The sequence below is a fragment of the Sphingomonas sp. 22176 genome (assembly GCF_052045505.1).
GTDB lineage: Bacteria > Pseudomonadota > Alphaproteobacteria > Sphingomonadales > Sphingomonadaceae > Sphingomonas.
Window position 1 is genome coordinate 1020773 of the sequence record NZ_JBQEPL010000001.1, and the last position, 21850, is coordinate 1042622.

Sequence of the window (21850 nt, forward strand, 5' to 3'; positions counted from 1 at the left end):
TCCCTTGGAAGGGAGAGGGAGGGGACCCGCCGCCGCAGGCGGTGGGGAGGGTGAGGGTGCTGGCTCAGCCGCCCATGCCGCCGCCCATGGATCCGCCCATGCTGCCGCCCATCGATCCGCCCATGCCGCCGCCGCGGTGACCGCCACCGCCGCCGCCACGCCGCCCGCCGCCGCCCTGGCCGCCACCACCACCGCGGCCGCCGCGCTTGAAGGCGCCGGGGTGGATATCGGGCAGTTCGGCCTTGGTGATCTTGCCGTCATGGTTGGTGTCGAGCAGGTCGAAGCGGCGCTTGGCCGCGCTCATGAACTCGATCGTGCTGACCCCGCCGTTCAGGCCGGTATCCGCCGCGGTCACCGGCTCGGGGCTGCCGAGATAGTTGAAGCGGGCAAGGCCGCTCAGCACGCGGGTGGAGCCGATGTCGGCTGCTTTCACCTCGCCATTGTCGCCCATCGTGGGGCCGCCGGTCTCGAAGCCGCCGCCCCGCGCCTCGGGGGCGAGCACGGTCTCGTAATATTCGATGTCGGCGGGGTCGATCTCGCCGTCGCCCTTGCGGTCGAGCACCTTGAACCAGCGCATCGCATCGTCGCGGAACTCGTCGAGCGTCAGCGCGCCGTCATGGTTGGCGTCGGCGCCGTCGAACCAGGCATCGGCCGGGGCCTTGCCGTCGGGATTGCCGCGGAACGGCTCGCCCATCGGGCTGATGAAAAGCCCGCGCGGACGCGGGCCGCCCGGGCCCCCGGGACCGCCCGGCGGCGGCGGACCATCCTGCGCCTGCGCGCCGCTCGCCAGCACCAGCAACAGTCCTGCCAAACCCAGCATCCGCATACCTGAACCCTCCACCCGAAAACCGATTCGTCCCGCTAGCGTGCGATTGTCGCAAAATTGTGCCCGCAAATTTCGGCTTGGGGGCAGGGCCGCGCTTGTGGCAGCAGGCAGCGCATGACCGGCGCTACTCCCATCACCCCCGATACCGAACATCGCGGCTTCATCGGCCTGCTGCCCAGCGGCTGGCGGCCCTATGCGCTGCTCGCCCGGCTGGACCGGCCGATCGGCTGGTGGCTGCTGTTCCTGCCCTGCGCCTGGGGGGCTGTGCTCTCGGGGCTGCCCGACGGCAGCTGGTGGCGGATCGCGGCGATGCTGGCGGGCGCGATCGCGATGCGCGGCGCGGGCTGCGTCTACAACGACATCGTCGATCGCGACCTTGACGCGCAGGTCGAGCGCACCCGCAGCCGCCCGCTGCCGAGCGGCGCCGTCTCGCTGCGCGCGGCCTGGACCTGGCTGGCGGTGCTGCTGGCGATCGGCCTCGCCGTGTGGCTGGCGATGCCGCTGCCGGCCAAGCTCTGGTCGCTGGCGACGTTGCCGGTGGTCGCCGCCTATCCTTTCATGAAGCGCATCACCTGGTGGCCGCAGGCGTTCCTCGGCATCGTCTTCGGATCGGGCGCGGTGGTGGGGTTCGTCGCGGGCGATCCCGGCGCAGCGTTCGCCACGCGGCAGGGGGCGCAGTGGTGGCTCTATGCCGGCACCATCCTGTGGGTGATCGGCTATGACACGATCTACGCGCTGCAGGACGTGGAGGACGATGCGATCGTCGGCGTGCGCTCCTCGGCGCGGCGGATGGGGGCACACGTCCGCGGCGGCGTCGGGCTGCTCTATGTCGGCGCGGTGGCGCTTTGGGCGATGGCGCTGTGGAGGGTGCGACCCGACCCGCTGGCGCTGCTCGCGCTGCTGCCGGTGGCGGTGCATTTCGTCTGGCAACTCGCCACGCTCAAGCCTGCGGACGGCGCCAATGCGCTGCGCCGCTTCCGCGCCAATCGCGATGCCGGGTTGCTGATGCTGGCCGCCTGTGCGGTCGTGGGTTTGTCCGGACTTTGATTTTGTGACCCCGCGCTCCTAAGTCGCGGGGATGCTGAACAACGATCAGGCCCTGGAGCGCGCCGCCGATGTGGTGGCGCGTGCCCGCCGTGCCGGTGCGGACGCCGCCGACGCCGTCTTCTCCGCCGACCGCTCGCTCTCGGTCTCCGTCCGGATGGGGGCGCTGGAGGATGTCGAGCGCTCCGAAGCCGAGGAGCTCGACCTGCGGGTGTTCGTCGGCAAGCGCTCGGCGAGCGTCTCGACCAGCGACCTGAGCAGCGATGCGATCGCGACCCTGGTCGAGCGTGTCGTCGCGATGGCGCGCGAGGCGCCCGAGGATGCGTGGGCGGGGCTCGCCCCCGAGGACCGGCTGATGCACGGCGCGCCGCCGAACCTCGACCTGGACGACGGCGCCGAGGTAGAGCCCGCCGCGCTCAAGGCCCGCGCGCTCGCCGCCGAGGAGGCCGCGCGCGCTGTGGCGGGTGTTACCAACAGCGAAGGCGCGGGGGCGGGCGCGAGCCGGGTGCAGCTCGCGCTCGTCACCAGCCACGGCTTCCACGGCGCCTATGCGCAATCGAGCCATGGCATCTCCGCCAGCGTGCTTGCCGGCAGCGACGGCGCGATGGAGCGCGATTACGCGCACCACTCCGCCCGTCATGCGGCGCAGCTGGATTCGCCCGAGGCAATCGGCCGGCTCGCCGGCGAGCGGGCGGTGGCGCGGCTGAATCCGCGCAAGATCCCCAGCGGCGCGATGCCGGTGGTGTTCGATCGGCGCGTCTCCTCCGGGCTCCTCGGCCATCTGATGGGGGCGATTTCGGGCGCGGCGATCACCCGCAAGACCAGCTTCCTGCTCGATGCGCTGGGCACGCAGATCTTCGCCCCTGGCGTGACGATCTGGGACGATCCGCACCGCCCGCGGGGCATCCGCTCGCGTGCGTTCGACGGCGAGGGGCTGCCGGTCAGTCGCATGCAGATCGTCCGCGAGGGGATGCTGGAGACCTGGCTGCTCGAAAGCGCCGCCGCCCGCCAGCTCGGGCTGGAGCCAACCGGCCATGCGACGCGCGGCGGCGGCGGGGCCCCCGGCGTGTCGCCGAGCAACCTATATATGGAAGCGGGCCATGTGCCCGCCGAGACGCTGATCGGCGAGATCGACTATGGCCTCTATGTGTTCGAGCTGATCGGCCAAGGCGTCAACGGCGTGACCGGCGACTATAGCCGGGGTGCCGCGGGCTTCCTGATCGAGAAGGGCGAGCTCACCGTGCCGGTGTCCGAGATCACGATCGCGAGCAACCTCAAGGACATGTTCCTCGCGCTCACCCCGGCCAACGACCTCGAATTCCGCTATGGCATCAACGCGCCGACGGTCCGCATCGACGGGATGACGATCGCCGGTGCCTGAGCTCGCCGCCGAGATCGCGGCGATCGCCGCCGAGGCGGGCCGCCACGCAATGGCGCGCTGGCAGAGCGATTTCGCGCGCTGGGAGAAGGCGCCGGGCAACCCGGTCTGCGCCGTCGACCTGGAGGTGGACGCGCTGCTCCGCGAACGACTCGGGGCGCTACTGCCCGAGGCCGGTTGGCTCTCCGAGGAGACGGTGGACAATGCCGACCGGCTGGCCTTGTCGCGGCTGTGGGTGGTCGATCCGATCGACGGCACGCGGGATTATTTGCGCGGGCGCCCTGGTTGGGCGGTCTCGATCGCGCTGGTGGAGAACGGCCAGCCGGTGATCGGCGTGCTCGACGCACCGGCACGCGGCGAGGTGTGGACGGCGCGGGCGGGCGCAGGGGCATGGCGCAACGGGGTGGCGCTGCATGCCGCCGAGCGCGCGGACCTGCCCGGCGCACGCGTGCCGGCGGACCAGCTCCCCAAGGTCGACCGCGACCTGGTGACGGTGCCCAAGCCCAATTCGATCGCGCTGCGCATCGCGATGGTCGCGGCGGGCGAGGCCGACCTGGTCGCGACGCTGCGCTGGGGCCATGAATGGGACATCGCCGCCGCGGCGCTGCTAGCCCGTGAGGCGGGGGCGGCAGTGACCGATGCGTTGGGGCAGGCGCTGGCGTTCAACACACCCGCGGGCGAGGCGTACGGCGTGCTGGCGACGACGCAGGGCATCCACGCAGCTGCCGTGGCGCGGCTGGCGGATCGGGTGGATCCGGGGAAGCGCTAGGCGTCCCCGGCGGTCAGCTTGTCGCCGGTCAGCTGCTCGGCGATCTTGGCTTCGGTGGCCTCGTTCTTACGGCGCTGCGCCTCGGCTTCTTGTTCCTCCTGCTTCTGCTGCTCGGCCTTCTTCGCGTCGGCGTCCTTGGCCGGGCCGTCGCGTTCCGCGTGCAGGCGCTCGGAAATGCCGGTGAGCACCCGCAGCGCGGCGCTCATCGCCACCGCCTCGTCATTGGGCCCATCCAGAATGCCGAGCGCCTTGTTGCCCTCCGCGATGTCCTGGTCGTCCTTGGACAGGAGCTTCGCCTTCAGCGCGTCGATCGCAGCGAGGGGGTCTTCGGTCGGATCCACGATGCCGTGCTGCACGGTGAGCACCGAATGGGCGATATCGGCGGTCTTGTTGTCCGCCACGTTGGTCTCGGTGAACCACGCCGCCCGCAGGCTGGCGCCCGAGAAATTGGCGCTGGAGACATCGGCGACATAGAAGTCTGCGCCGATCAGATTGGCATTGGCGAAGTTCACATTCGCCAGCCCGTTGCTCCAGCTATGGCCTTCCGGGGAACTGCCGGCGACCTGGCCGAAGCGCGCACCCCGCAGGTCGTAGCCGGAGAAATCCTTGCCCGACAGGTCGGAGCCTTCGAAATTCCCCTGCGCGATCTTGTGGTCCTTCACGTTCAGATTGACGTTCCGGAGATCGTCGAAGCGGAGCGAGAGGTAGTTGTAGCTGCCGCCCTCGAAATTGGCGCCGCTCAGCTTCGTCGCGTCCATTGCCACCCCGCCGAGCCCGGAGGTGCTGCGGAAGTCTACATTCTCGGCATTGGAATAGGACGCGTTCACACCACCCTTGAAGTCTCGGAAGGTGGCGCCCGACAGATCCGAATGGCCGAAGCTGAAATCGCTCAGGGTGCTGCCGCTGAAATCGGCGTTGCGTGCGGTCACATTGGTGAGAATGGTGAGCTTGATCGAGGCGCCCGCGAAGGTGGCGCCGTCGAAATTGACATTGGTCTTGGTGAAGTCGGCCGGGATCGGCGGCTGGGTCGTCGCCTTGTTCGAGATATTCGCCTTGGAGAAATTGGCCGAGCGGAAATCGGCATTGTCCATCGCCGTGTTGGTCAGCGTCGCCGAGGAGACATCGGCGCCTTCGGCCTTCACGCCGGTGAGGTTGGTCTTGACGAGCGTCGCGCCGGCAAGGTTCGCGCCGCTCAGGTCCGCGCCGGATAAATCGAGGCCGCTCAGGTCCATGCCCGAGAGATTGGCGCCCTTGAGGTTGGCGTTCTTGAGGTCGAGCTTGGTCAGGTCGGTGTTCCGCAGGTCCTGGCCGGCGAGATCGGCAGGCGCAGCGGGCGGGGCGGCCTGCTCGGCGATCAGCGCCGCGGCGGTTGCGGCAGCGAGCTGCGGCGGGCGCGCATCGAGCGCGGGGGCGGTCGCAGTCTCGGCCTTGGCGCTATCCGGTGCCGCGTCCTGTGCGGTCGCTGCAGTCTGCGGCACGTAGGGCACGGTGGACACCGAATTGATCGAAGACATCGCCTGCTCCCCCTTGAATTGACAGTCAAAAAGAGTCGGGCGTCAATATCCGAGGAAAAGGTGCGCAAAGGGTTAAGAGGTAACTACTTCGAAGCGTCGGGTCCGCCGCTGGCAAGTTGTGTGACAGTCTGGTGGCGAAACGCGGGCTGGAAGTAATTTCGGTGTCCGAAATGGAAGAAGTGGCCGCGGCAATTTTACCTTCGCCAGGGCGCAGCGGCAGGAAGGCGGGTCCAAGCGCGAGGCATCCCGCCGCGGGTCGATGCAGCATCCCGCCCCTGTGCCTTTGCGCGACTAGCGTGTAAGGGGCGCGGAATGTCGAAATCCCTTAGCACGAGCGGTGCCATCGATCTGGATGGCGTGACCTATGATTGGCGTCTGCAGCGCGAGCCCCATCTGTCGGACGACGAGGGCTGGAAGGGGATGACCATTGCGGTTGCCCAGCGCGATGCCAAGCGCGAGGCGTGGCTGGAATTCCCGGCGCCCAAGCGCTTGCTGAAGGGACTGCCGCGCGGCCGTCTCCAGCTGGACGACGCGACGATCACGCGCTGCGTCCGCTCCGCGCTGTCGGCCGGCTGGGATCCCCTGTCGCGAGGCAAGCCCGAGGTGTTCGTCGTCGATTCCGAGGGCAATTGAGTCACCCGCGCGCGGGTGGCGGAGGCTCAGCCCCGCTTCACCCGCGTGACATGCCCCATCTTGCGCCCCGGCCGGGCCTGGCCCTTGCCGTAGAGGTGGAGATGGGTGCCCGGCTCGGCGAGCAGTTCGGGCCACCGGTCCGCCTCGTCGCCGATCAGGTTCTCCATTTCCACATGCGTGCCCGTGAGCGCGGTCGAGCCGAGCGGCAGGCCGCAGATCGCGCGGACATGGTTCTCGAACTGCGAGGTCTCGGCGCCCTCGATGGTCCAGTGACCGCTATTGTGGACGCGCGGCGCCATTTCGTTGAACACCGGGCCCTCGTCGGTCGCGAAGAACTCGCAGGTCAGCACGCCGACATGGCCCAGCGCCTCGGCGACGCGGCCGGAGAGCGCCGCCGCCTCGGTCCAGTGGCGGGCGATTGCGGCGGGAGCGGGCAGGGTGGAGCGGGCGAGGATGCCGTCCTTGTGCTCGTTCCAGGGCGGCGGATAGCTGGCCAGCGTGCCGTCCAGCCCGCGCACGGTGATGATCGAGAATTCGTGGCTGAAGGTGACGAAGCCTTCAAGGATCGCCGGGCGCTCGCCGATCGCCGCCCAGGCGGCGTCCGCTTCCGAGGCGTCGTGCAGGCGCATCTGGCCCTTGCCGTCATAGCCGAGCCGCAGCGTCTTCAGGATCGACGGCGCGCCGATCCGGGCGATCGCGGCGTGCAGTTCGTCGCGGGTAGTGACCAGCGCCCAGGGCGCGGTGCGGCCGCCGAGCTCGGCCACGAACGACTTCTCGTTGGCGCGGTCCTGCGCGATCTCCAGGCTCTTGGCGCCGGGGCGCACCGGCACCTTGCTCGCGAGATGCGCTACGGGCGCGAGCGCGACATTCTCGAACTCGTAGGTGATCACATCGGCGTGGCTCGCCAGTTCGTCGAGCACGATATGGCTGTGATAATCGGCGCGGGTGAAGCTGGAGGCGGTCTGCGCGGCGATGCTCTCCTCGTCGGGGGCGAGGACATGGGTGCGGTAGCCGAGATTGGCGGCCGCAACCGCGATCATCCGGCCGAGCTGGCCGCCGCCGAGGATGCCGATGGTGGAGCCGGGGGGAAGGATGTCGCTCATGCCGGTTCCTCCGCGACGCTATCGGTCTGGGCGGTGCGCCAGGCGATCAGCTTCTCGGTGAGCGCTGCGTCCGCCGTGGCGAGGATCGCGGCGGCGAGCAACGCGGCGTTCTTGGCGCCCGCCTTGCCGATCGCCAGCGTGCCCACGGGGATGCCGCCGGGCATCTGGACGATCGAATAGAGGCTATCGAGCCCCTTCATCGTCTTGGATTCCACCGGCACGCCCAGCACCGGCAAATGCGTCATCGCCGCTGCCATGCCGGGCAGGTGCGCCGCGCCGCCGGCCCCGGCGATGATCACCTTCAGCCCGCGATCGGCGGCGCTGGTGGCATAGTCATAGAGCCGCTGCGGGGTGCGATGCGCGGAGACCACCTTGGTCTCATGCGGCACGCCTAGTTCGTCGAGGATGTCGGCCGCGTGGCGCATCGTCTCCCAATCGGAGGTGCTGCCCATGATGATGCCGATAAGAGGTGCGTGCGCCATTGCCTGCCCGACCGTGGAATGGAAGCGGGGTGTTAGTCAGGCGGGCGCCTCAGGGCAATGGCCTAGGAATCAAGTTCGAGCAGTTCCTGGCGGACATGGATCGCCTTGAGCGACATCCGCACCTCGACGAGGAAATAGAGCAGCCCCGCGATCAGCAGCAGCATCGAGACGATGAAGGCGACGGCGATCCAGATGCCGACATGCAGGTTGGCCAGGCGCGAGATAAACATGATCGCAACGACGAAGCAGATCGCGAGCGCGCTGGCGGTGCACAGGAAGATCGCATTGTTGATCACCGAGATGCGGCGATCGATGATCCGCAGTTCCCAGACATGGCGGTCATGCTCGGGGCCGCTGGAGCGCGGGTGCAGCTCCTCGATGATCCGCGCGCGGTCGACGATGCGCGCGAGCCGGCCGACCATGGTGTTGAGGAACGCGCCGATGCCGGCGAGCAGGAACACCGGCGCGATCGCAGCCTGGATCGTTTCCGAAACGGTGGAGAGATAGGGGCCTTCCATGCATGCTCCTTATGCAAGGGGTGGTGCGCCGCGCGCAAGCATGGGCTGCACGGGATGGTAACGGGTGGGCGAGTAAGACGCTCGAATGGCCCCGCCGGTCCCCGCTCTCCACCGTCATCCCCGCGAAGGCGGGGATCCATTTGCCAGGACGGGCGGAGAAGACGCCGATCCCCGCCTTCGCGGGGATGACGAGCGGGGTGGGGAGGTGGTTTTCGCCTCCGTCGCGGCAGGCCTCTCGCAGGCGCTGGACGCGGTTGCAGCGCAGGCCCCGGAAAGCCACCGCTTCCTCCGGCGCGGGTGGTACGCCGCGGCGGTGCACGCCTATGGCGGCGCGGCGCGGACGCTGGTGGTGGACGCTGCCGGCGTCCCGGTGGCGGCGCTGCCTCTGGTCGCCAAGGGGCCGCGCTGGTTGGGGCTGGCGGAGATTCCCGGCTGCTACTGGCCGTTTCGCAGCTTCCCGGTTGCGGAAGCCGCGCGCCCGGCGGCGGCGGATGCGCTGCTCGGTGCGCTGGCGCGGCAGGTGCGGGCGCTGCGGATCGGGCCGGTCTATGACGGCGATCCCGCGCTCGACTGGCTGAAGCCCCGCGCGCTGGCGGCCGGCTGGACGCTGCTCGACCGGCAGGTGGCTGACAGCTTCCTGCTGGAGATCGCATCCGAAGACTGGCCGCGCGGCTCGACGCTGCGCAAGAACCGGCAGCTGGAAAAGCACCTCGCGGCGACGGGCACGCTCGCCTGGGAATGGGACGCGCCCGATGTGGACGCGCTAGCCGTTATCGAACGCCGCAGTTGGATCGCGGCGCGCACCGATGGGCGCGACGCCAAGTTCACCGCCGACGGGCATGGCGCGTTCTGGGCGGCCGCGCTGCGGGACCCGGTGCTTGCCGACATGCTCTCCGCCGCGATGCTGCGGATCGATGGGCGGTCGATGGCCTTCTCCTTCGACCTGATCACCGGTGCGCGCTGCTATGCCATTGCCAACAGCTATGATCCGGCGGTGGCGAAACATTCGCCGGGCAAGCTGCTTCAGTATCGCAATTTGCTGCGTGCCCGCGCGCACGGGGTGACGCTGGTCGACTGGGGCGCGGGCGACAGTGGCTACAAGCAGACCATGGGGGCGACAAAGGGCCCGGCGATCCACGACTGGATCTTCGTGCGCCCGGGGCTCGCCGCGCTCGCCGCCCGGTTGCTGCGGGGAGCGTGGCGGCGCAGCGGTCAGGCGGCGGGCGGCCAGGCCTGAGCGGCGAGCCGCTCGCGCAGCGCGAGGACGAGGATCGCGGTCTTCATGTCGGCGAGCGCGCCCATGCCCTTCGCCCAGAGATCGTCGAGGCGCATCTCGATCACCTCGATATCCTCATGGTCATGCGCCAGCCCGCCGCCCGCGCTGGTGCGATCGGCTAGGCTGTAGGGCGCGAGATAGAGGCTGAGCCGCTCGGTGGAGACCGCCGGCATCGCGAAGAAATGGCCGACCAGATCGATCGTGCCGAGCGTGACGCCGCACTCCTCCATCGCCTCGCGGCGGGCGGTGGTGTCGGCGTCCTCGCCCGGATCGATCCGCCCGGCGAGCGCCTCGTAGACCGACTCGGGCTCGCCCCGGAAAATCAGCGGAGGGCGCGACTGGCGGACCAGCAGCACCGTGCCGCGCGCGGCATCATAGGGGAGCACGGCGACGGCATCGCCATGGTCCTCGATCTGGCGGGTGATGACACTGCCGTCCGGGGTGCGCAGCGTCGCCAGCAGCAGCCGGCCCCAGCCCTGATAGACCGTCTCGACGCGTTCGATGCGGTGCCCGGGCTCAGACCCGGACATAGCGGAAATACCACACCTCATGCCCCTGGCGGCGCGCCTTGCGCTCGTAGCGGGTCTCGGGCCAGTCGGCGGGGCGGGTGAGGAAATCCTGCGCGGTCTGCGCCTGCAACACGAAGTCCTTCCGCTGGCCCAGCACCATCATCGCCCAGCGGCAATAGGTGGGATCGTCCGTGCCGAGGCGGAACTCGCTGCCGGGCTTGAGCTTGGCGGCGATCAGGTCGAGCGGGCCATGGTTGACCATGCGGCGCTTGGCATGGCGCGCCTTGGGCCAGGGATCGGGGTGCAGCAGGTAGACGCGGCTAAGGCTGGCGTCGGGCAGCCGCTCCATCACTTCCAGCGCATCGCCCATGTGCAGGCGGACATTGGCGAGCTCGCCGTCGCGGATATGGTTGAGCGCGCCGACCACGCCGTTGAGGAAGGGTTCGCAGCCGATAAACCCATGGTCCGGGCGCATCGTCGCCTGGCCGGCGAGATGCTCGCCGCCGCCGAAGCCAATCTCGAATTCGAGCGGGCGGTCGTCGCCGAACAGGGTCTGCGCATCGAGCGGGCCGGCATCGGGCACGCTCACCTGCGGCAGCAATTCCTCGACCAGCGCGGACTGGCCCTGGCGGAGCTTGTGGCCTTGGCGGCGGCCGTAGAGACGACGGAGCGTGACGGGATCTGGCATGGGGCGCAGCGCATAGTCGCGCCGCCGCGTGCTGGCAAATCCGGGCGGTTCAGGCGGCGAGGCGGGTGACGGCGACCGGGGCACCCCAGCGGCGGACCGGGCGGGTGTAGCGGCGGACGCGCGGCGCGGTGTTCGGCGTGCCCTGGAAGTGGCGGAGCCCGGCGGCGGCGGCGGCGCGCTGCTCGGCTTCCTCGGTTGGGACCGGCGCGATCACGGTGACGCCCATGCCGCGGGCGAGGCGCAGCACGCCTTCGACCAGCCGGGCGCGGGCCGGGGCGGCCTCGAGATGGTGGACCAGCGCGGGCGCGAGGCGGATCAGCCGCGGCGAGCAATGGGCGAGCAGGCCCAGTGCCAGCGGGCCGGCGGCGAAGTCGCTCAGGCCGATCATCATGCCGCGATCGGTGCAGGCGTGGATCATCGCGGCGGCGGCATCGCGATCGGTCGATTCGTCGGCGCTGATCTCGACGACGATCTGGTCGAGCGGGAAGCGGTGGCGCAGCGCGGCGCGGAACAGGTGGCCGAGCAGCCGATCGGGCGAACCGGCGCGGACCTGGACCGGCACCGCCAGCAGCGTGCCGGCATCGGCCAGCCCGGCGGCGGCGGCGGCGGCGAGTGCGCGATCGAGGCGGAGGCCTTCCAGTTCGGCGCGGTCTTCGCGCAGCAGGATTGCATCGACGGTGTGGAAGGCCTGGGCGCGTGCCTGGATGCCGGCATGCCAGGCGAAGGGCTCGGTGCTGCCTTGGGCCGTGATCGGCTGCAGGTCGATCCGAAGATCCATCGTGGTTGCCATGGGTCGTGCTCCTCAACGCGATTCTTGTGAACCTGAACCCTGGGTACCGAATAGCGCCCAACCCTCCCATTCCGTGCGTCGCCGCAGCGGAATCAACCGGTTGGGGAATCTACGGTGCTTGCTTTCGGCGGCTGCAAACGATTCCGCGATTCGTCCCTCATGCCGCCGCGTTTAGCCGCAATGCAGGGGCAGGCAGCGCCCCCACCTGGGCTGGTGCGATCAGGTCGCCCTGCATCAGCGTCACCTCCAGCGACCGCAGCCGATCATGCTCGGCGCGAGTCGAGACCCCTTCAGCAATCAGCCGGATGCGACCCTTCTTGGCGATCTCCGCCACGCGCTCGACGACGATTCGCTTCGCCCAGCTGCTGCACAGGCTGTGCACCAGTTCGGGCGCGAGCTTGAGCGTATCGGGGGTGAAGGCGGAGAGCAGGTCCAGCCCCATGTCGCCCGCACCGAAATCGTCGAAGGCGATCAGGAAGCCGAGCTTGCGATAGGCTTTCATCAGCCCGAGCATCTCGTCGCTTTCGAGACGATCGCGGTCGCTGAACTCGAACACCAGCTCGCGCGCCGGAAAGCCCAGGCGGCGGACGATGCGCAGCATGCGATCGGCATCGGCCGTCGGATCGGTGATGTAGCGGGGCATCACCTTGATCGCGAGGCGGGTGTGGCGATCGGTGATGCCGAGTTCCATCGCCTGTTCGATCGCGGCGACGCGGCAGCGAAGATCGAAGGTGGGGCGCTTGTCCTCGGCCAGCGTCTCGACAAAGACGGCGGGATCTTCGCCCTCCGGGCCGCGGAACGTCGCCTCGTAGGCGGTGACGATCAGGGTGGAGGTGTTCACGACCGGCTGGAACGCCATCGCGAACCAGTCCCGGCGAAGCGCTTCCTGAAGGGGCGCGGGGGTGATTTGGCCGAGCATGGGGCATCTCCAAGCTGGATCCCCTTGTCTCGAATGGTAGGCGGAAGTGATTACCCGAGCGTTGATGGTGACGCTCGGGCTAACACCATATCAGGCCGCCTCGGCGGGGCGCTCGATGCGGGTGGGCGGCAGCATGCCGGACATCGGCGGCGCGACCAGATCACCCTGGAGGTGGAAAATGCCGAAGCTGCGTAGCCGGCGCAGCACGCCCTCGTGGCGGACGCCGTCGGCGATCACGCGGATGCCGTGTTCGCGCAGGCGCGGTGCCAGCTCCTCCAGCATCAGCCGGCGCGACCAGCTGGCGTCGATGCCGTTCACCAGATCGGGATCGAGCCGCACCATCGCCGGGCGGTAGCGCACGCAGGGGCTGAAGCCGATCGGATCATGTCCCAGGCCGAGAAACGCGGTGAGCGCGCCCGCGCGGGTGTGGCCGTCGACCAGGTCTGCGAGCTGCTGGCCGGGCACGTCGGCGAAACCGTGGATGCCGAAGATCATCCGCTCGGGGATCAGGCCTGTTCGCTGGCCAGCCTGGGTGGCGGCCGCGAGCGCGGCCTGGGCCGGCGCAGCACTCGGCGCGTGGATCGGGATCAGCAGGCGCGCGGTGGTGGTGCCGAGGCCCATTTCCATTGCCTTTACGACCGCGCCGGCGGCGACGCGGCGGTCGAGCTCGGCATGGCGGTCGGGCGGAATCTGGGCGAGGATCTCGTCGCCCTCCGCGCCGTCGGGGCCGCGCAGCACCGCCTCATAGGCGAAGACGCGGGCCGTGATGACATCATGTACCGGTCGAAATGCGAGATACAGGCCCGGTGCCGGTGCGGCCTGCCAGTCCTCCGTGTCGAGAACCATTCCTACTCCCTCCGCTGCCCGTGTTAACCATGACGGGCCCACAAGGCCTTATAGGCCGCAGCCGAAACAAGCGGGCGGGCGGACATGAAAAAGCCCCGCGCGGCGGGTGCCGGCGGGGCTCTTTTCATGTTCGGATCAGAAACCGATCAGGCGGCGAGTGCTGCCTTCAGGTCCTCGACGAGGTCGGTGCGCTCCCAGGGGAAGAAGTCACCCTCGGGCTTGCGGCCGAAGTGGCCGTACGCAGCGGTCGGCTGGTAGATCGGCTTGTTGAGGCCCAGGTGGGTACGGATGCCGCGCGGGGTGAGGCCTCCCAGCTTCTCGATGCCCTGGATGGCCTGCTCGATCTTGTCGTCGCCGACGGTGCCGGTGCCGTGGGTGTCGACATAGAGCGACAGCGGCTTCGACACGCCGATGGCGTAGGCGAGCTGGATCGTGCAGCGCGCGGCGAGGCCGGCGGCGACGATGTTCTTCGCCAGATAGCGGGTGATATACGCCGCCGAACGATCGACCTTGGTCGGGTCCTTGCCGCTGAACGCGCCGCCGCCGTGCGGGCTGGCGCCGCCGTAGGTGTCGACGATGATCTTGCGGCCGGTCAGGCCGGCGTCACCGTCCGGGCCGCCGATTTCGAACGAGCCGGTCGGGTTGATGTGGTACTCGGTCGCGTCCGACAGCAGCTCGGCCGGAAGCAGGTCGGCAACGACCTTCTTCACATAGGCGTGGAGCTCGGCTTCCTTCTCGCCCGCGTCATAGCCCGGCGCGTGCTGGGTCGAGACGACGATGGCGGTGGCTGCAACCGGCTTGCCGTTCTCGAAGCGCAGCGTGACCTGGCTCTTCGCGTCGGGCTCGAGGAACGGCGCTGCGCCCGAATGGCGATCGGCGGCCATGCGCTCGAGGATCTTGTGGCTGTAGTAGAGCGTCGCCGGCATCAGGTCCGGGGTCTCGTCGCAGGCGAAACCGAACATGATGCCCTGGTCGCCGGCGCCTTCGTCCTTGTTGCCGCTCGCGTCCACGCCCTGCGCGATGTGCGCCGACTGGCCGTGCAGGTTGTTCTCGAAGCGGAAGGTCTGCCAGTGGAAGCCCGACTGCTCATAGCCGATGCGCTTCACCGTCTCGCGGACGGTCTTCTCGATCTCTTCCTGCGCGCCCGGGGCCCAGGCACCGTCCTCGTACACGCCCTTGCAGCGGATTTCGCCGGCAAGAACCACGAGCTGGGTGGTGGTCAGCGTCTCGCAAGCGATACGCGCTTCGGGATCCTTCGACAGGAACAGGTCGACGATCGAGTCGGAAATCTGGTCGGCGACCTTGTCGGGATGGCCCTCGGACACGGACTCGGACGTGAAGAGATAATTGGAACGCATGTAAATTCCTCAGGTTGGGAAGGATCGCCGGGCCGTTGCCATGCCCATATAAAGCTTTCCTTATATGTGCTCCCTAGCGGGCGAAGCGCCGATTGGCAATCGCGAACAACCCCGTAAGTGCCGCGATGATCAGCACCATCCAGTTGCCGAGCTGTGAGAACAGCGTCGGCGGCAGCGGGCGCGGCAGCGGCAGGCGGATCGCGCCGGCCTGGTTCGGCGGGATCGTGCCGAGCAGCCGGCCATGGCCGTCGATCAGCGCGGAGATGCCGGTGGGGGTGGAGCGGAGGATCGGCAGGCCTTCCTCGATCGCGCGCAGCCTGGCCTGGGCGAGATGCTGCGGCGGGCCCCAGCTGCCGAACCAGGCGTCGTTCGAGGGATTGAACAGGAAGTCGGGCCGGTGCGCCCGGTCGACCACGTGGCCGGAGAAGATGATCTCGTAGCAGATCTGGATGCCGGCATTGCCGAAGCCGGGCACGGCAATCGCGCGCGGGCCGGGGCCGGGCAGGAAGTCGACATCGCCCATCACCAGCCGGGCAAGGCCGAGCGGCGCGAGCAGCGGGCGCATCGGCAGATATTCGCCGTACGGCACCAGATGCGCCTTGTCGTAGCGGCCGCCGAGCATGCCGTCGGGGCCCAGCGCCCAGACCGAATTGCCGGCGCCCTGCAGCTGGTTGTCGCGCCCGAATTCCAGCGCGTTGCCGCCGATCAGCGCCTGGTCCCAGGGGCCCAGCACCGCGCCGATGCGGGCGCGGACCATGCGCGGGTCCTGCCGATACCATTGCACCGGATAGCCGTCCTCGACGAAGTAATCGACCATGCCCTCGGGCCAGACGACCAGCCGCGGCAGCGCGCCGGGCTTGCCGCTGAGCGCAATCATCCGGTTGAGGAGGAACTCGGCGTAATCGGGGCGGCTGACCGCGTCCTGGCCGATATTCGGCTGGACGATCACCACTTCCTTGCCGCTCGCGGTGCTGATGCAGCGGATCCGGTCGCAGCGATCCGACCAGGCGAGATTGAGCGCGAGCAGTGCCACCGCCGCGACGATCAGTGGGCGATATTGGCGTTGGAAGGCGAGATAGAGGCTGCCGGCGACCGCGATTGTCACGCCGGAGAGCGCATAGGTGCCGATCAGCGTCGCGAGGTTGCGCACGCCGGGCACCGGCACCCAGAGCACGCCCAGCGGGTTCCACGGATAGCCGGTGAACAGCGTGCCGCGCAGCCATTCGGTGACGATCCAGGCGGTGGCGCCGGCCAAGACATAGCCCAGGTCCGGCTCAATCCAGCCCGAGCGGGGCTGCACCTTGCGCGCAAAGGCCCAGGCGGCGCCCATCGCCAGCGCCGGATAGACGGCGAGATACAGCGCCAGCAGCACCACCGCGGCATAGCCGAGCGCGGGCGGCATCTTGTCCTGGAAGTCGAAAGCGTGCTGGATCCAGTTGTCGCCCAGCGTGAAATGGCCGAGTCCGAACAGCCAGCCGCGGAGCAGCGCCGAGCGCAGCGTGCGTGCGGCGTAGACCAGCGCGAACAGCCCGGCGAAGCAGAGCAGGGCGAGGGGCCACCACTCCAGCGGCGCGAAGCCGGTGGCGGAGGCGATGCCGAGAAGGAGCGAAGCGAGCAGCGGACGGCGAAACATCGCCGGCGGGCCTACACGATGCGCGGGGCGAGGGGGAGGGGCGTTGCGCGGGGTGGGGCGCTGGCGTTCGCGCTTTCGCAGCGATCCCACCGGCTTCGGGAGCGCACAGGTCCGTGGACAAGATCCAAGGATCCCCGCTACATATCGCGGCGATTTGACAGAGGGGCACCGGCAATGAAGCTGAAGATCATCGTGACGACGTGCGTTCTGGTTCTGGCGGGTGCCTCGGCGCATGCGCAGGTCGGGCCTGCCGGTCTGTCCGAGCGCTATACGGCGTGTCAGGCGCGCGCGGGGCGCAACACCGTGCAGCAGGGCATCTGCGCGCAGACCGAAATGGGGGCGCAGGACGCGCGCCTGAACAAGGCCTATCAGGAGGTCATGCGCCAGCTGGCCAAGACGCCCGACAAGCGCCTCGCCCTCCGCACCGAGCAGCGCTCCTGGCTGAAGGCCCGCGACTATGCGTGCAAGGTCGACCAGGAGACGATCGACAACACCTGCCTGGTCACCAAGACGGCGACTCGCGCCAACGAACTGGAGCGGATGATCCGCTTCTAAGGGTTGCTGCTGGAGATTGGGCGCGGCGAACCGCTCGCTTCCGGATGGCAAGCGGTACTTCGCGCCCTACCAAGGGGCTCGCGCGGTTTGCAGGCTTGTGCGCGACAAAAAGTCGTGTCCGCGCCACCTTTGCTGCGCCGGCGATAGGGTGACGGGCCTACCGCGCCGGTCTCAGTAATTCAGGCGGCATCTGGATGCGGACCAGGCGCCACGTAAATAGACCGCGCCTGTCGAACGCAAAGGTGACGGTGCGCCCATCTGCCGCTTCACCGCTCTTCATTCTCACATCGAACCGGTTCAGCGCTCTATAGCCATAGTCGTAGGTGACCCGGGGGGTGCCCTCTGCCGGCCCGCCTGCCTTCGCGACGTGGCCTTGGGACACCATGGTCGCGATAGCATCTGGCGTAACGAAGCCATCGACCATTTTGTTGATCACGACCGGCATCAGCATCATGCCGATTCCCGCAAACGGATTGCCCTTCAGGTCGGGATCGTCGCGCATCCTCTTCGTGAGAATGACCGCCAGCTGCGACCGGAGACTGTCTCTCACCGCAGGGAAGTCGACCAGCTTTTCCAAACTGTCGGTATCGCCGGTGGCGGCCGCGACGCGCAGTTGCCTCGCCGCCCAAAAGGGCGAAGCGACATAGGCCCCAACGAACAACAGCAAGACCGCCGCGGCGGCCCAGACCCAGCGCTTTCGCATTCCGCTCCCGTTCAACCTCGCCGGGCGACCCGAGCGCCGCCGACCATGTTCTGGCGAGCACGAACAATGCAATCGCAAACTTGGTATTGGACGCAGATGTCCGCTCTCGGGGCGCCGAAATCGAGCGGATTGCCGCCCGTCCGATTTGGAGCCGCAAAGCTGAAATAGCCTCCGCCCGGGCGACTGGTTTCAGAAGGTAAAGATGATTGCATCGGCACTGTTTTTGGCTGCCTCCTGCATGTCGCCGGATGCAAAAGTGGCGGGCGTGCTCGAGCGGTGGTGCAGCGCCGTGAAGGAGGTTGAAAGCCTGGCGCCGGGGCCCGCCGCGCCCTTGAGAGAGAAGATGCTTCACCTCATCCGCATGGACGAAGTGACCCGGCAGAACCTCTGGCCGATGGACGGACCCGCACTCGATACCGAGCAGAGGCGCATCGTCGAGGACGTCATCGGTCGCGATCTGCTCCGCATCGATCAGCAGAATACGGAAGCATTGAAACGCCTGCTTCCGGCTTCTGGTTGGTTTTCGAACAGCGTTCACGTACGGCAGGTCACCCACGGCGCGTGGTTGATTGCCCAGCACTCCCCGCAAGATGCCTTCCGCGAATATGCCCTTGGCAAGATGGCGGTCCTGGTGAAGTCGGGGGATGTCATGCCAAGGATTATGCCCTGGCCGTCGATCGCGTCCGGGTGCACAAGGGCTTGCCGCAACTCTATGGCAGTCAGGCCGCATGTTCGGAGGGCCGCACGGTGATCCTCCCCATGGTGAACGAAGCGGCGGCGAACCACGAACGCGCGCTGATCGGCTGGGCGCAAACGCTGGAAGAGACCAAAGGCGATCTCGAGATAGGAAAGCCGTGCCGCTTGTGAGCGACAGCGCTGGCGAACACTGCATGCTCAGGAAGCCAAATAGCCGCTCCATGTGCACCGCGATCTGATCGGCCCCGAAGTTCGCCGCAGGGCGTATTCTGCGCGACCCGGCGCCCATCTCTGGCATAAGCGCCCTGTTTCGGCGGAAGCGGTGGCCTTGGCGTCGCGCTCGCCGAGACCTCCTCCTACGCCGATTGCCCCCACCCACAGAGTTGCGGGCCTGCCGGGGCACAACCCCCGGCAGACCCGTCCCCCGCGCTTGCGCGCTGCGGGTAGCACGAGAGGGGGTTAACCCGCGCCGCCCGTTTCAAACCGCTCCTGCTGCCGCCGGGCCCTTCTCGCCCGCCGGTCGTTCGACCGGCCGCGTCGGCCGATGGCAGTGGTGGCAGAAGGCGAAATCGAACAGATGGCTGAGCACCCAAGCCTGCTCCGCCACGCTCCATTCCGCCCACGCCTCACGCGTCACCCCCAGGCAGCCGCAAAGTTCACAGGCGACTTCCAGCGGCGTATCGACGGGGGTGATCCGCGCGTTCATCACGCGGCCCCTTGTATCGCATCGATGTGGGATTGCGGCGGAGACCTGCTCCGAACCGGATCAACCCGCGGGCGCGGCTGCTGCGGCCTCGGCGGCGGTGCGCGCCTGCACTGCCATGGCGCGGCACATGCGGTGGAGCGCTTCGCTCATCTGGCGGGCGGTTTCGGGCTCGATCCCGGGATCGGCGGCGATCGCACGGTCCATCGCGTGCGCCCATTGCGCCGCGGTCTGCGCGGTGACGGCGAGCTGGCGGTGGAAGCCCATGATGCACATGCCCGGGCGCGCCTCGAACCAGTCGCGCGGGCCGCCGAGCCAGGCGGCCAGGAAACGGGTGAGCGAATGGCGGAGTGCGGTGAGGTCCGGCTGGTGCATCGCGTGGAGCGCCGCATAGGCGGGGTCCTGCTCGACCAGATCGTAGAAGCGGTCGACGATGGCGCGGACGGTCTCTTCGCCGCCGACGCGGTCGAAGGGCAGGGACGATTCGGACATGAGACGCGCCTTAGCCGAAAAGGGCGGACGCGGCTTGACGGGAATCAACGATGGGCCGCCCTCCCCGCGGAGGGGAGGGCGGCATACGGCATCAGAAGTGCGCGATCACACCCGCCATCGGGCGGAAGCTCTTCGCATCGCTGAACGTGTTCATCTCGAGGCGCAGACGCAGGCCGCTGCGGCCGGTGATGCCGCCCAGGCCGATGTCCTTCGGGCCGACTTCGACGCCGACGCCATAGGTCATCGCGTGATAGTCACGGTTGGTGTTGGCGATCTTGTCGAAATTGACCCACTGATAGCCAACCTTGCCGTAGATCAGGCCGCTGTCGCCAGCGCGCAGACCGAAGCGGCCGGCGGCGCCATATTCCCAATCGATGTCGCCGCTGACACCCTTGGCGACGTTACCTTCGACGCCGACGAACACCGGGCCGAGCGGCACGTTCACACCGGCGACGCCCTGCACCAGCGCGCCGTCGAGGCGATACTTGTTCGGCGGGATCGGGATGCCGGCGTTGGGCTGGCGATCGAAACGCTCCCAGCCGCCGAGCACGCCGAAATAGGGCTCGATGCCGAAAGCCTTGGAGCCATCCGGCGAGCGCGGCGTCTCTTCCTGCGCGGCCGTGGTGGTCATGGTGCCGCTGGTGTCGGCGGTGGTCGTCGCCATCGTGCCGGAACCGGTGGTGGTGTCCTGCGCGAAGGCGGGGACGGCGAAGGGAAGCGCGGCAGCAGCTGCCGCGACGGCGATGATCTTACGCATGGGGGGATAACCTCTACGCTGGTGAAACACACATCTCCCGGCGCTGATCCGCTGCAACAGGCGGTACGGCCGGAGATGGGCGCACAATGCCCGGGCCAGCGGCAAGGTTGCATCGCCGCAAAGCATTGGCGCGAAAGTGTTGCACTGCGGCAACGGTTTCTGTCGCTCCGATGAACAAACGTTTCGATTTTGAGCGCGCTCAGCCCTTGGGCTGAACGTCCGCCGGCACCGGGGTCAGCTCATAGACGTCGACGCTGCCTGGCAACGCGCCGGGCACCGCCAGCCGCCAGCGGAAGGTGCCGAACCGCTCGACCATGCCCACCACGTCGCGGGCGCCGGGATTGCCATAGCCGATATCGTTTGCGCCGGGCTTGGCCTGGCGCGCGCCGAGGAACACGTAGCGCTTGCCGTCCGGGAACACATAGCCGGCGACGATATCCGTGCCGGTCTGCTTGGCGAGGCCGAGCGGGGCATCGTCCTTCGTCTCGTTCGAGGCGGAGATGTAGCAGAAGCCGGCTGGGCTCGGCTGCACCAGGGCGCGGCCGGCGGGCCCGGGCTTCAGGTGCAGCGTGCGGCAGCGATAGGAGCCGGGCGGCAGCGCCGGGTGCGGCTGGCCGGCATTGGGATCGAGCACCGCGCCCTGCAGCTTGCGCACCGGCGGGCGGACATTCTCGTACAGCTGGCGCCAGCTTGCCGGCAGGCTTTCGAGCCGCGGCATATCGGCCTGGGCGATGCGGGTACGCCACAGCGGCGGGGGCGGCGGCATCTCGACGACCGTGATCGGGCGAAGGTCCGTTTTGGCCGTGCTTGCCTGACAGCCGGCGAGCATGGGCAGAGCGAGCATCGCAAAGGCGAGCCGGTGCATGATACGTCCCCTGTGAATCTTCATGGCTCCGTGAACCATTGGGAGGCGCATTGCCGCGACAGTCCCACAAAGCAAAGTCGTAAACGAAGGTTAACGAAAAGTAAAAGCTGCGGTGGGCGTGCGGTCTGGTGCGGTGAACCGAAGCCATCCGCCGTATCCTGCCGGCGGATGGCCCGGACTGGCCGCCGCGGCTCTTGGAACTGCGGGCAAGAAGGGCCATTAGCTGGACCAAGGACATGGCCGGGAGATTGAACATGAAGGCTTGGGGAATCGGCGCGAGTGCCGCGGCGATCGGCATGCTGCTGGGCGGCTGCGCGACCACGCAGCAGAATGAACGCTATATGGCCGGCCATTTCCGCGCGCAGGCGGAACTGCACGACGCCAGCGGCAAGGTGGTGGGCACCGCAGTGGCCGAGCAGGTGGAGGGATCGATTCGCGTGCTGGTCGACGTGAACGGCATCTCGCCCGGGCCGCACGGCGTGCACGTCCACACTACCGGCGTCTGCACGCCCCCCGATTTCGCCAGCGCCGGCGGGCACTGGAACCCGGGCGCCACCAAGCATGGCAAGGAGAACCCGATGGGCCCCCATGCCGGCGACATGCCCAACATGAAGGTGGACGAGAAGGGCCATGGCCATCTCAGCTTCACGCTGGCGGGTGGCAGCTTCGACCAGCTGATGGACCAAGACGGCGCGGCGCTGGTCGTCCATGCCGGCGAGGACGATTACAAGACCGACCCTGCCGGCAACAGCGGCGGCCGTATCGCCTGCGGCGTGTTCCAGACGGTATAAGC

At 68.4% G+C, this 21850-nt stretch carries 26 protein-coding genes; 9 read left to right on the forward strand and 17 right to left on the reverse strand.

Annotated elements, in window-relative coordinates; all coding sequences use genetic code 11:
- Positions 1–64 precede the first annotated feature (64 nt).
- Positions 65–826, reverse strand: coding sequence for an EF-hand domain-containing protein (locus ACTJKY_RS04720; protein ID WP_440844527.1), 762 nt, complete (start codon positions 824–826; stop codon positions 65–67).
- A gap of 114 nt (positions 827–940) precedes the next feature.
- Here ACTJKY_RS04720 and ubiA point away from each other — a divergent pair, with 114 nt between their 5' ends.
- The 3 genes from ubiA to ACTJKY_RS04735 are packed head-to-tail and all read left to right on the forward strand — an operon-like array spanning position 941 to position 4017.
- Complete coding sequence (gene ubiA / locus ACTJKY_RS04725; RefSeq protein WP_440844528.1) at positions 941–1873, forward strand: 4-hydroxybenzoate octaprenyltransferase; 933 nt, start codon at positions 941–943, stop codon at positions 1871–1873.
- A gap of 31 nt (positions 1874–1904) precedes the next feature.
- Positions 1905–3251 carry a TldD/PmbA family protein gene (locus ACTJKY_RS04730; protein WP_440844529.1) on the forward strand — a complete coding sequence of 449 codons (1347 nt, stop codon included), beginning with the start codon at positions 1905–1907 and terminating at the stop codon, positions 3249–3251.
- Complete coding sequence (locus tag ACTJKY_RS04735; RefSeq protein WP_440844531.1) at positions 3244–4017, forward strand: 3'(2'),5'-bisphosphate nucleotidase CysQ; 774 nt, start codon at positions 3244–3246, stop codon at positions 4015–4017. Before ACTJKY_RS04730 ends, ACTJKY_RS04735 begins: the two co-directional genes overlap by 8 nt.
- On the opposite strand, the gene ACTJKY_RS04740 is transcribed toward ACTJKY_RS04735, so the two are convergent.
- A complete protein-coding gene (locus tag ACTJKY_RS04740; RefSeq protein WP_440844533.1) occupies positions 4014–5531 on the reverse strand; it encodes a pentapeptide repeat-containing protein in 1518 nt (505 codons plus the stop codon). The two genes, ACTJKY_RS04735 and ACTJKY_RS04740, sit on opposite strands and share 4 nt — an antisense overlap.
- A gap of 312 nt (positions 5532–5843) precedes the next feature.
- Between ACTJKY_RS04740 and ACTJKY_RS04745 the strand changes: the two genes are divergently transcribed.
- Entirely contained in the window at positions 5844–6164 is a 321-nt protein-coding gene (locus ACTJKY_RS04745; RefSeq protein WP_064310305.1) for a hypothetical protein, read from the forward strand.
- Positions 6165–6190: 26 nt separating this feature from the next.
- On the opposite strand, the gene ACTJKY_RS04750 is transcribed toward ACTJKY_RS04745, so the two are convergent.
- The 3 genes from ACTJKY_RS04750 to ACTJKY_RS04760 all read right to left on the reverse strand — a co-directional run bounded on the left by ACTJKY_RS04750 (position 6191) and on the right by ACTJKY_RS04760 (position 8267).
- Positions 6191–7267 (reverse strand): 5-(carboxyamino)imidazole ribonucleotide synthase, encoded by a 1077-nt coding sequence (locus ACTJKY_RS04750; protein ID WP_440844535.1) that lies wholly within the window; start codon positions 7265–7267, stop codon positions 6191–6193.
- On the reverse strand, positions 7264–7749 hold the full coding sequence (purE, locus tag ACTJKY_RS04755; RefSeq protein ID WP_440844536.1) for a 5-(carboxyamino)imidazole ribonucleotide mutase: 486 nt from the start codon (positions 7747–7749) through the stop codon (positions 7264–7266). Before purE ends, ACTJKY_RS04750 begins: the two co-directional genes overlap by 4 nt.
- Positions 7750–7811: 62 nt before the next feature.
- Positions 7812–8267 (reverse strand): DUF2721 domain-containing protein, encoded by a 456-nt coding sequence (locus tag ACTJKY_RS04760; RefSeq protein WP_440844537.1) that lies wholly within the window; start codon positions 8265–8267, stop codon positions 7812–7814.
- A 205-nt stretch (positions 8268–8472) separates the two neighbouring features.
- On the opposite strand from ACTJKY_RS04760, the gene ACTJKY_RS04765 reads away from it, so the two are divergent.
- Complete coding sequence (locus ACTJKY_RS04765; RefSeq protein ID WP_440844539.1) at positions 8473–9504, forward strand: GNAT family N-acetyltransferase; 1032 nt, start codon at positions 8473–8475, stop codon at positions 9502–9504.
- Here ACTJKY_RS04765 and ACTJKY_RS04770 read toward each other — a convergent pair.
- The 7 genes from ACTJKY_RS04770 to lnt all read right to left on the reverse strand — a co-directional run bounded on the left by ACTJKY_RS04770 (position 9480) and on the right by lnt (position 16286).
- On the reverse strand, positions 9480–10073 hold the full coding sequence (locus ACTJKY_RS04770; protein ID WP_440844540.1) for an NUDIX domain-containing protein: 594 nt from the start codon (positions 10071–10073) through the stop codon (positions 9480–9482). The two genes, ACTJKY_RS04765 and ACTJKY_RS04770, sit on opposite strands and share 25 nt — an antisense overlap.
- Complete coding sequence (gene trmB / locus ACTJKY_RS04775; RefSeq protein WP_440844541.1) at positions 10060–10740, reverse strand: tRNA (guanosine(46)-N7)-methyltransferase TrmB; 681 nt, start codon at positions 10738–10740, stop codon at positions 10060–10062. Before trmB ends, ACTJKY_RS04770 begins: the two co-directional genes overlap by 14 nt.
- 49 nt (positions 10741–10789) lie before the next feature.
- Positions 10790–11530: an EAL domain-containing protein gene (locus ACTJKY_RS04780; RefSeq protein WP_440844542.1), complete on the reverse strand. Its 741-nt coding sequence runs from the start codon at positions 11528–11530 to the stop codon at positions 10790–10792.
- A gap of 157 nt (positions 11531–11687) precedes the next feature.
- On the reverse strand, positions 11688–12449 hold the full coding sequence (locus ACTJKY_RS04785; RefSeq protein ID WP_440844543.1) for an EAL domain-containing protein: 762 nt from the start codon (positions 12447–12449) through the stop codon (positions 11688–11690).
- Between the two features lie 90 nt (positions 12450–12539).
- On the reverse strand, positions 12540–13295 hold the full coding sequence (locus ACTJKY_RS04790; RefSeq protein WP_440844544.1) for an EAL domain-containing protein: 756 nt from the start codon (positions 13293–13295) through the stop codon (positions 12540–12542).
- A 146-nt stretch (positions 13296–13441) separates the two neighbouring features.
- Entirely contained in the window at positions 13442–14653 is a 1212-nt protein-coding gene (gene metK / locus ACTJKY_RS04795; RefSeq protein WP_440844545.1) for a methionine adenosyltransferase, read from the reverse strand.
- A 73-nt stretch (positions 14654–14726) separates the two neighbouring features.
- Positions 14727–16286, reverse strand: coding sequence for an apolipoprotein N-acyltransferase (gene lnt / locus ACTJKY_RS04800; protein WP_440844546.1), 1560 nt, complete (start codon positions 16284–16286; stop codon positions 14727–14729).
- Positions 16287–16460: 174 nt separating this feature from the next.
- Here lnt and ACTJKY_RS04805 point away from each other — a divergent pair, with 174 nt between their 5' ends.
- A complete protein-coding gene (locus tag ACTJKY_RS04805) occupies positions 16461–16841 on the forward strand; it encodes a lysozyme inhibitor LprI family protein (protein ID WP_440844547.1) in 381 nt (126 codons plus the stop codon).
- Between the two features lie 157 nt (positions 16842–16998).
- Here the strand turns inward: ACTJKY_RS04805 and ACTJKY_RS04810 are convergent, their stop codons facing one another.
- Positions 16999–17508 carry a DUF2939 domain-containing protein gene (locus ACTJKY_RS04810; RefSeq protein ID WP_440844548.1) on the reverse strand — a complete coding sequence of 170 codons (510 nt, stop codon included), beginning with the start codon at positions 17506–17508 and terminating at the stop codon, positions 16999–17001.
- Between the two features lie 238 nt (positions 17509–17746).
- Here ACTJKY_RS04810 and ACTJKY_RS04815 point away from each other — a divergent pair, with 238 nt between their 5' ends.
- A complete protein-coding gene (locus ACTJKY_RS04815) occupies positions 17747–18295 on the forward strand; it encodes a hypothetical protein (RefSeq protein WP_440844549.1) in 549 nt (182 codons plus the stop codon).
- Entirely contained in the window at positions 18232–18411 is a 180-nt protein-coding gene (locus tag ACTJKY_RS04820) for a hypothetical protein (RefSeq protein WP_440844550.1), read from the forward strand. The genes ACTJKY_RS04815 and ACTJKY_RS04820 overlap by 64 nt, the downstream gene beginning before the upstream one ends.
- A gap of 307 nt (positions 18412–18718) precedes the next feature.
- Here the strand turns inward: ACTJKY_RS04820 and ACTJKY_RS04825 are convergent, their stop codons facing one another.
- From ACTJKY_RS04825 to ACTJKY_RS04840, 4 genes are all read right to left on the reverse strand, one after another.
- Positions 18719–18946: a hypothetical protein gene (locus ACTJKY_RS04825; RefSeq protein WP_440844551.1), complete on the reverse strand. Its 228-nt coding sequence runs from the start codon at positions 18944–18946 to the stop codon at positions 18719–18721.
- Between the two features lie 60 nt (positions 18947–19006).
- Positions 19007–19435 (reverse strand): globin domain-containing protein, encoded by a 429-nt coding sequence (locus ACTJKY_RS04830; RefSeq protein ID WP_440844552.1) that lies wholly within the window; start codon positions 19433–19435, stop codon positions 19007–19009.
- Between the two features lie 91 nt (positions 19436–19526).
- Complete coding sequence (locus ACTJKY_RS04835) at positions 19527–20192, reverse strand: outer membrane protein (protein WP_440844553.1); 666 nt, start codon at positions 20190–20192, stop codon at positions 19527–19529.
- A 199-nt stretch (positions 20193–20391) separates the two neighbouring features.
- Complete coding sequence (locus ACTJKY_RS04840; RefSeq protein WP_440844554.1) at positions 20392–21081, reverse strand: DUF4893 domain-containing protein; 690 nt, start codon at positions 21079–21081, stop codon at positions 20392–20394.
- Between the two features lie 230 nt (positions 21082–21311).
- On the opposite strand from ACTJKY_RS04840, the gene ACTJKY_RS04845 reads away from it, so the two are divergent.
- The gene (locus ACTJKY_RS04845) at positions 21312–21848 is read left to right on the forward strand and encodes a superoxide dismutase family protein (protein WP_440844555.1); all 537 of its coding nucleotides are present in this window, start codon (positions 21312–21314) and stop codon (positions 21846–21848) included.
- Positions 21849–21850: the final 2 nt, after the last annotated feature.

Coding starts and splice junctions, on each gene's coding strand:
- ACTJKY_RS04720 (WP_440844527.1), bottom strand. CDS start 826: ATGCGGATGCTGGGTTTGGCAGGACTGTTGCTGGTGCTGGCGAGCGGC.
- ubiA (WP_440844528.1), top strand. CDS start 941: ATGACCGGCGCTACTCCCATCACCCCCGATACCGAACATCGCGGCTTC.
- ACTJKY_RS04730 (WP_440844529.1), top strand. CDS start 1,905: ATGCTGAACAACGATCAGGCCCTGGAGCGCGCCGCCGATGTGGTGGCG.
- ACTJKY_RS04740 (WP_440844533.1), bottom strand. CDS start 5,531: ATGTCTTCGATCAATTCGGTGTCCACCGTGCCCTACGTGCCGCAGACT.
- ACTJKY_RS04745 (WP_064310305.1), top strand. CDS start 5,844: ATGTCGAAATCCCTTAGCACGAGCGGTGCCATCGATCTGGATGGCGTG.
- ACTJKY_RS04750 (WP_440844535.1), bottom strand. CDS start 7,267: ATGAGCGACATCCTTCCCCCCGGCTCCACCATCGGCATCCTCGGCGGC.
- purE (WP_440844536.1), bottom strand. CDS start 7,749: ATGGCGCACGCACCTCTTATCGGCATCATCATGGGCAGCACCTCCGAT.
- ACTJKY_RS04760 (WP_440844537.1), bottom strand. CDS start 8,267: ATGGAAGGCCCCTATCTCTCCACCGTTTCGGAAACGATCCAGGCTGCG.
- ACTJKY_RS04770 (WP_440844540.1), bottom strand. CDS start 10,073: ATGTCCGGGTCTGAGCCCGGGCACCGCATCGAACGCGTCGAGACGGTC.
- trmB (WP_440844541.1), bottom strand. CDS start 10,740: ATGCCAGATCCCGTCACGCTCCGTCGTCTCTACGGCCGCCGCCAAGGC.
- ACTJKY_RS04780 (WP_440844542.1), bottom strand. CDS start 11,530: ATGGCAACCACGATGGATCTTCGGATCGACCTGCAGCCGATCACGGCC.
- ACTJKY_RS04785 (WP_440844543.1), bottom strand. CDS start 12,449: ATGCTCGGCCAAATCACCCCCGCGCCCCTTCAGGAAGCGCTTCGCCGG.
- ACTJKY_RS04790 (WP_440844544.1), bottom strand. CDS start 13,295: ATGGTTCTCGACACGGAGGACTGGCAGGCCGCACCGGCACCGGGCCTG.
- metK (WP_440844545.1), bottom strand. CDS start 14,653: ATGCGTTCCAATTATCTCTTCACGTCCGAGTCCGTGTCCGAGGGCCAT.
- lnt (WP_440844546.1), bottom strand. CDS start 16,286: ATGTTTCGCCGTCCGCTGCTCGCTTCGCTCCTTCTCGGCATCGCCTCC.
- ACTJKY_RS04805 (WP_440844547.1), top strand. CDS start 16,461: ATGAAGCTGAAGATCATCGTGACGACGTGCGTTCTGGTTCTGGCGGGT.
- ACTJKY_RS04815 (WP_440844549.1), top strand. CDS start 17,747: ATGATTGCATCGGCACTGTTTTTGGCTGCCTCCTGCATGTCGCCGGAT.
- ACTJKY_RS04825 (WP_440844551.1), bottom strand. CDS start 18,946: ATGAACGCGCGGATCACCCCCGTCGATACGCCGCTGGAAGTCGCCTGT.
- ACTJKY_RS04830 (WP_440844552.1), bottom strand. CDS start 19,435: ATGTCCGAATCGTCCCTGCCCTTCGACCGCGTCGGCGGCGAAGAGACC.
- ACTJKY_RS04835 (WP_440844553.1), bottom strand. CDS start 20,192: ATGCGTAAGATCATCGCCGTCGCGGCAGCTGCTGCCGCGCTTCCCTTC.
- ACTJKY_RS04840 (WP_440844554.1), bottom strand. CDS start 21,081: ATGAAGATTCACAGGGGACGTATCATGCACCGGCTCGCCTTTGCGATG.
- ACTJKY_RS04845 (WP_440844555.1), top strand. CDS start 21,312: ATGAAGGCTTGGGGAATCGGCGCGAGTGCCGCGGCGATCGGCATGCTG.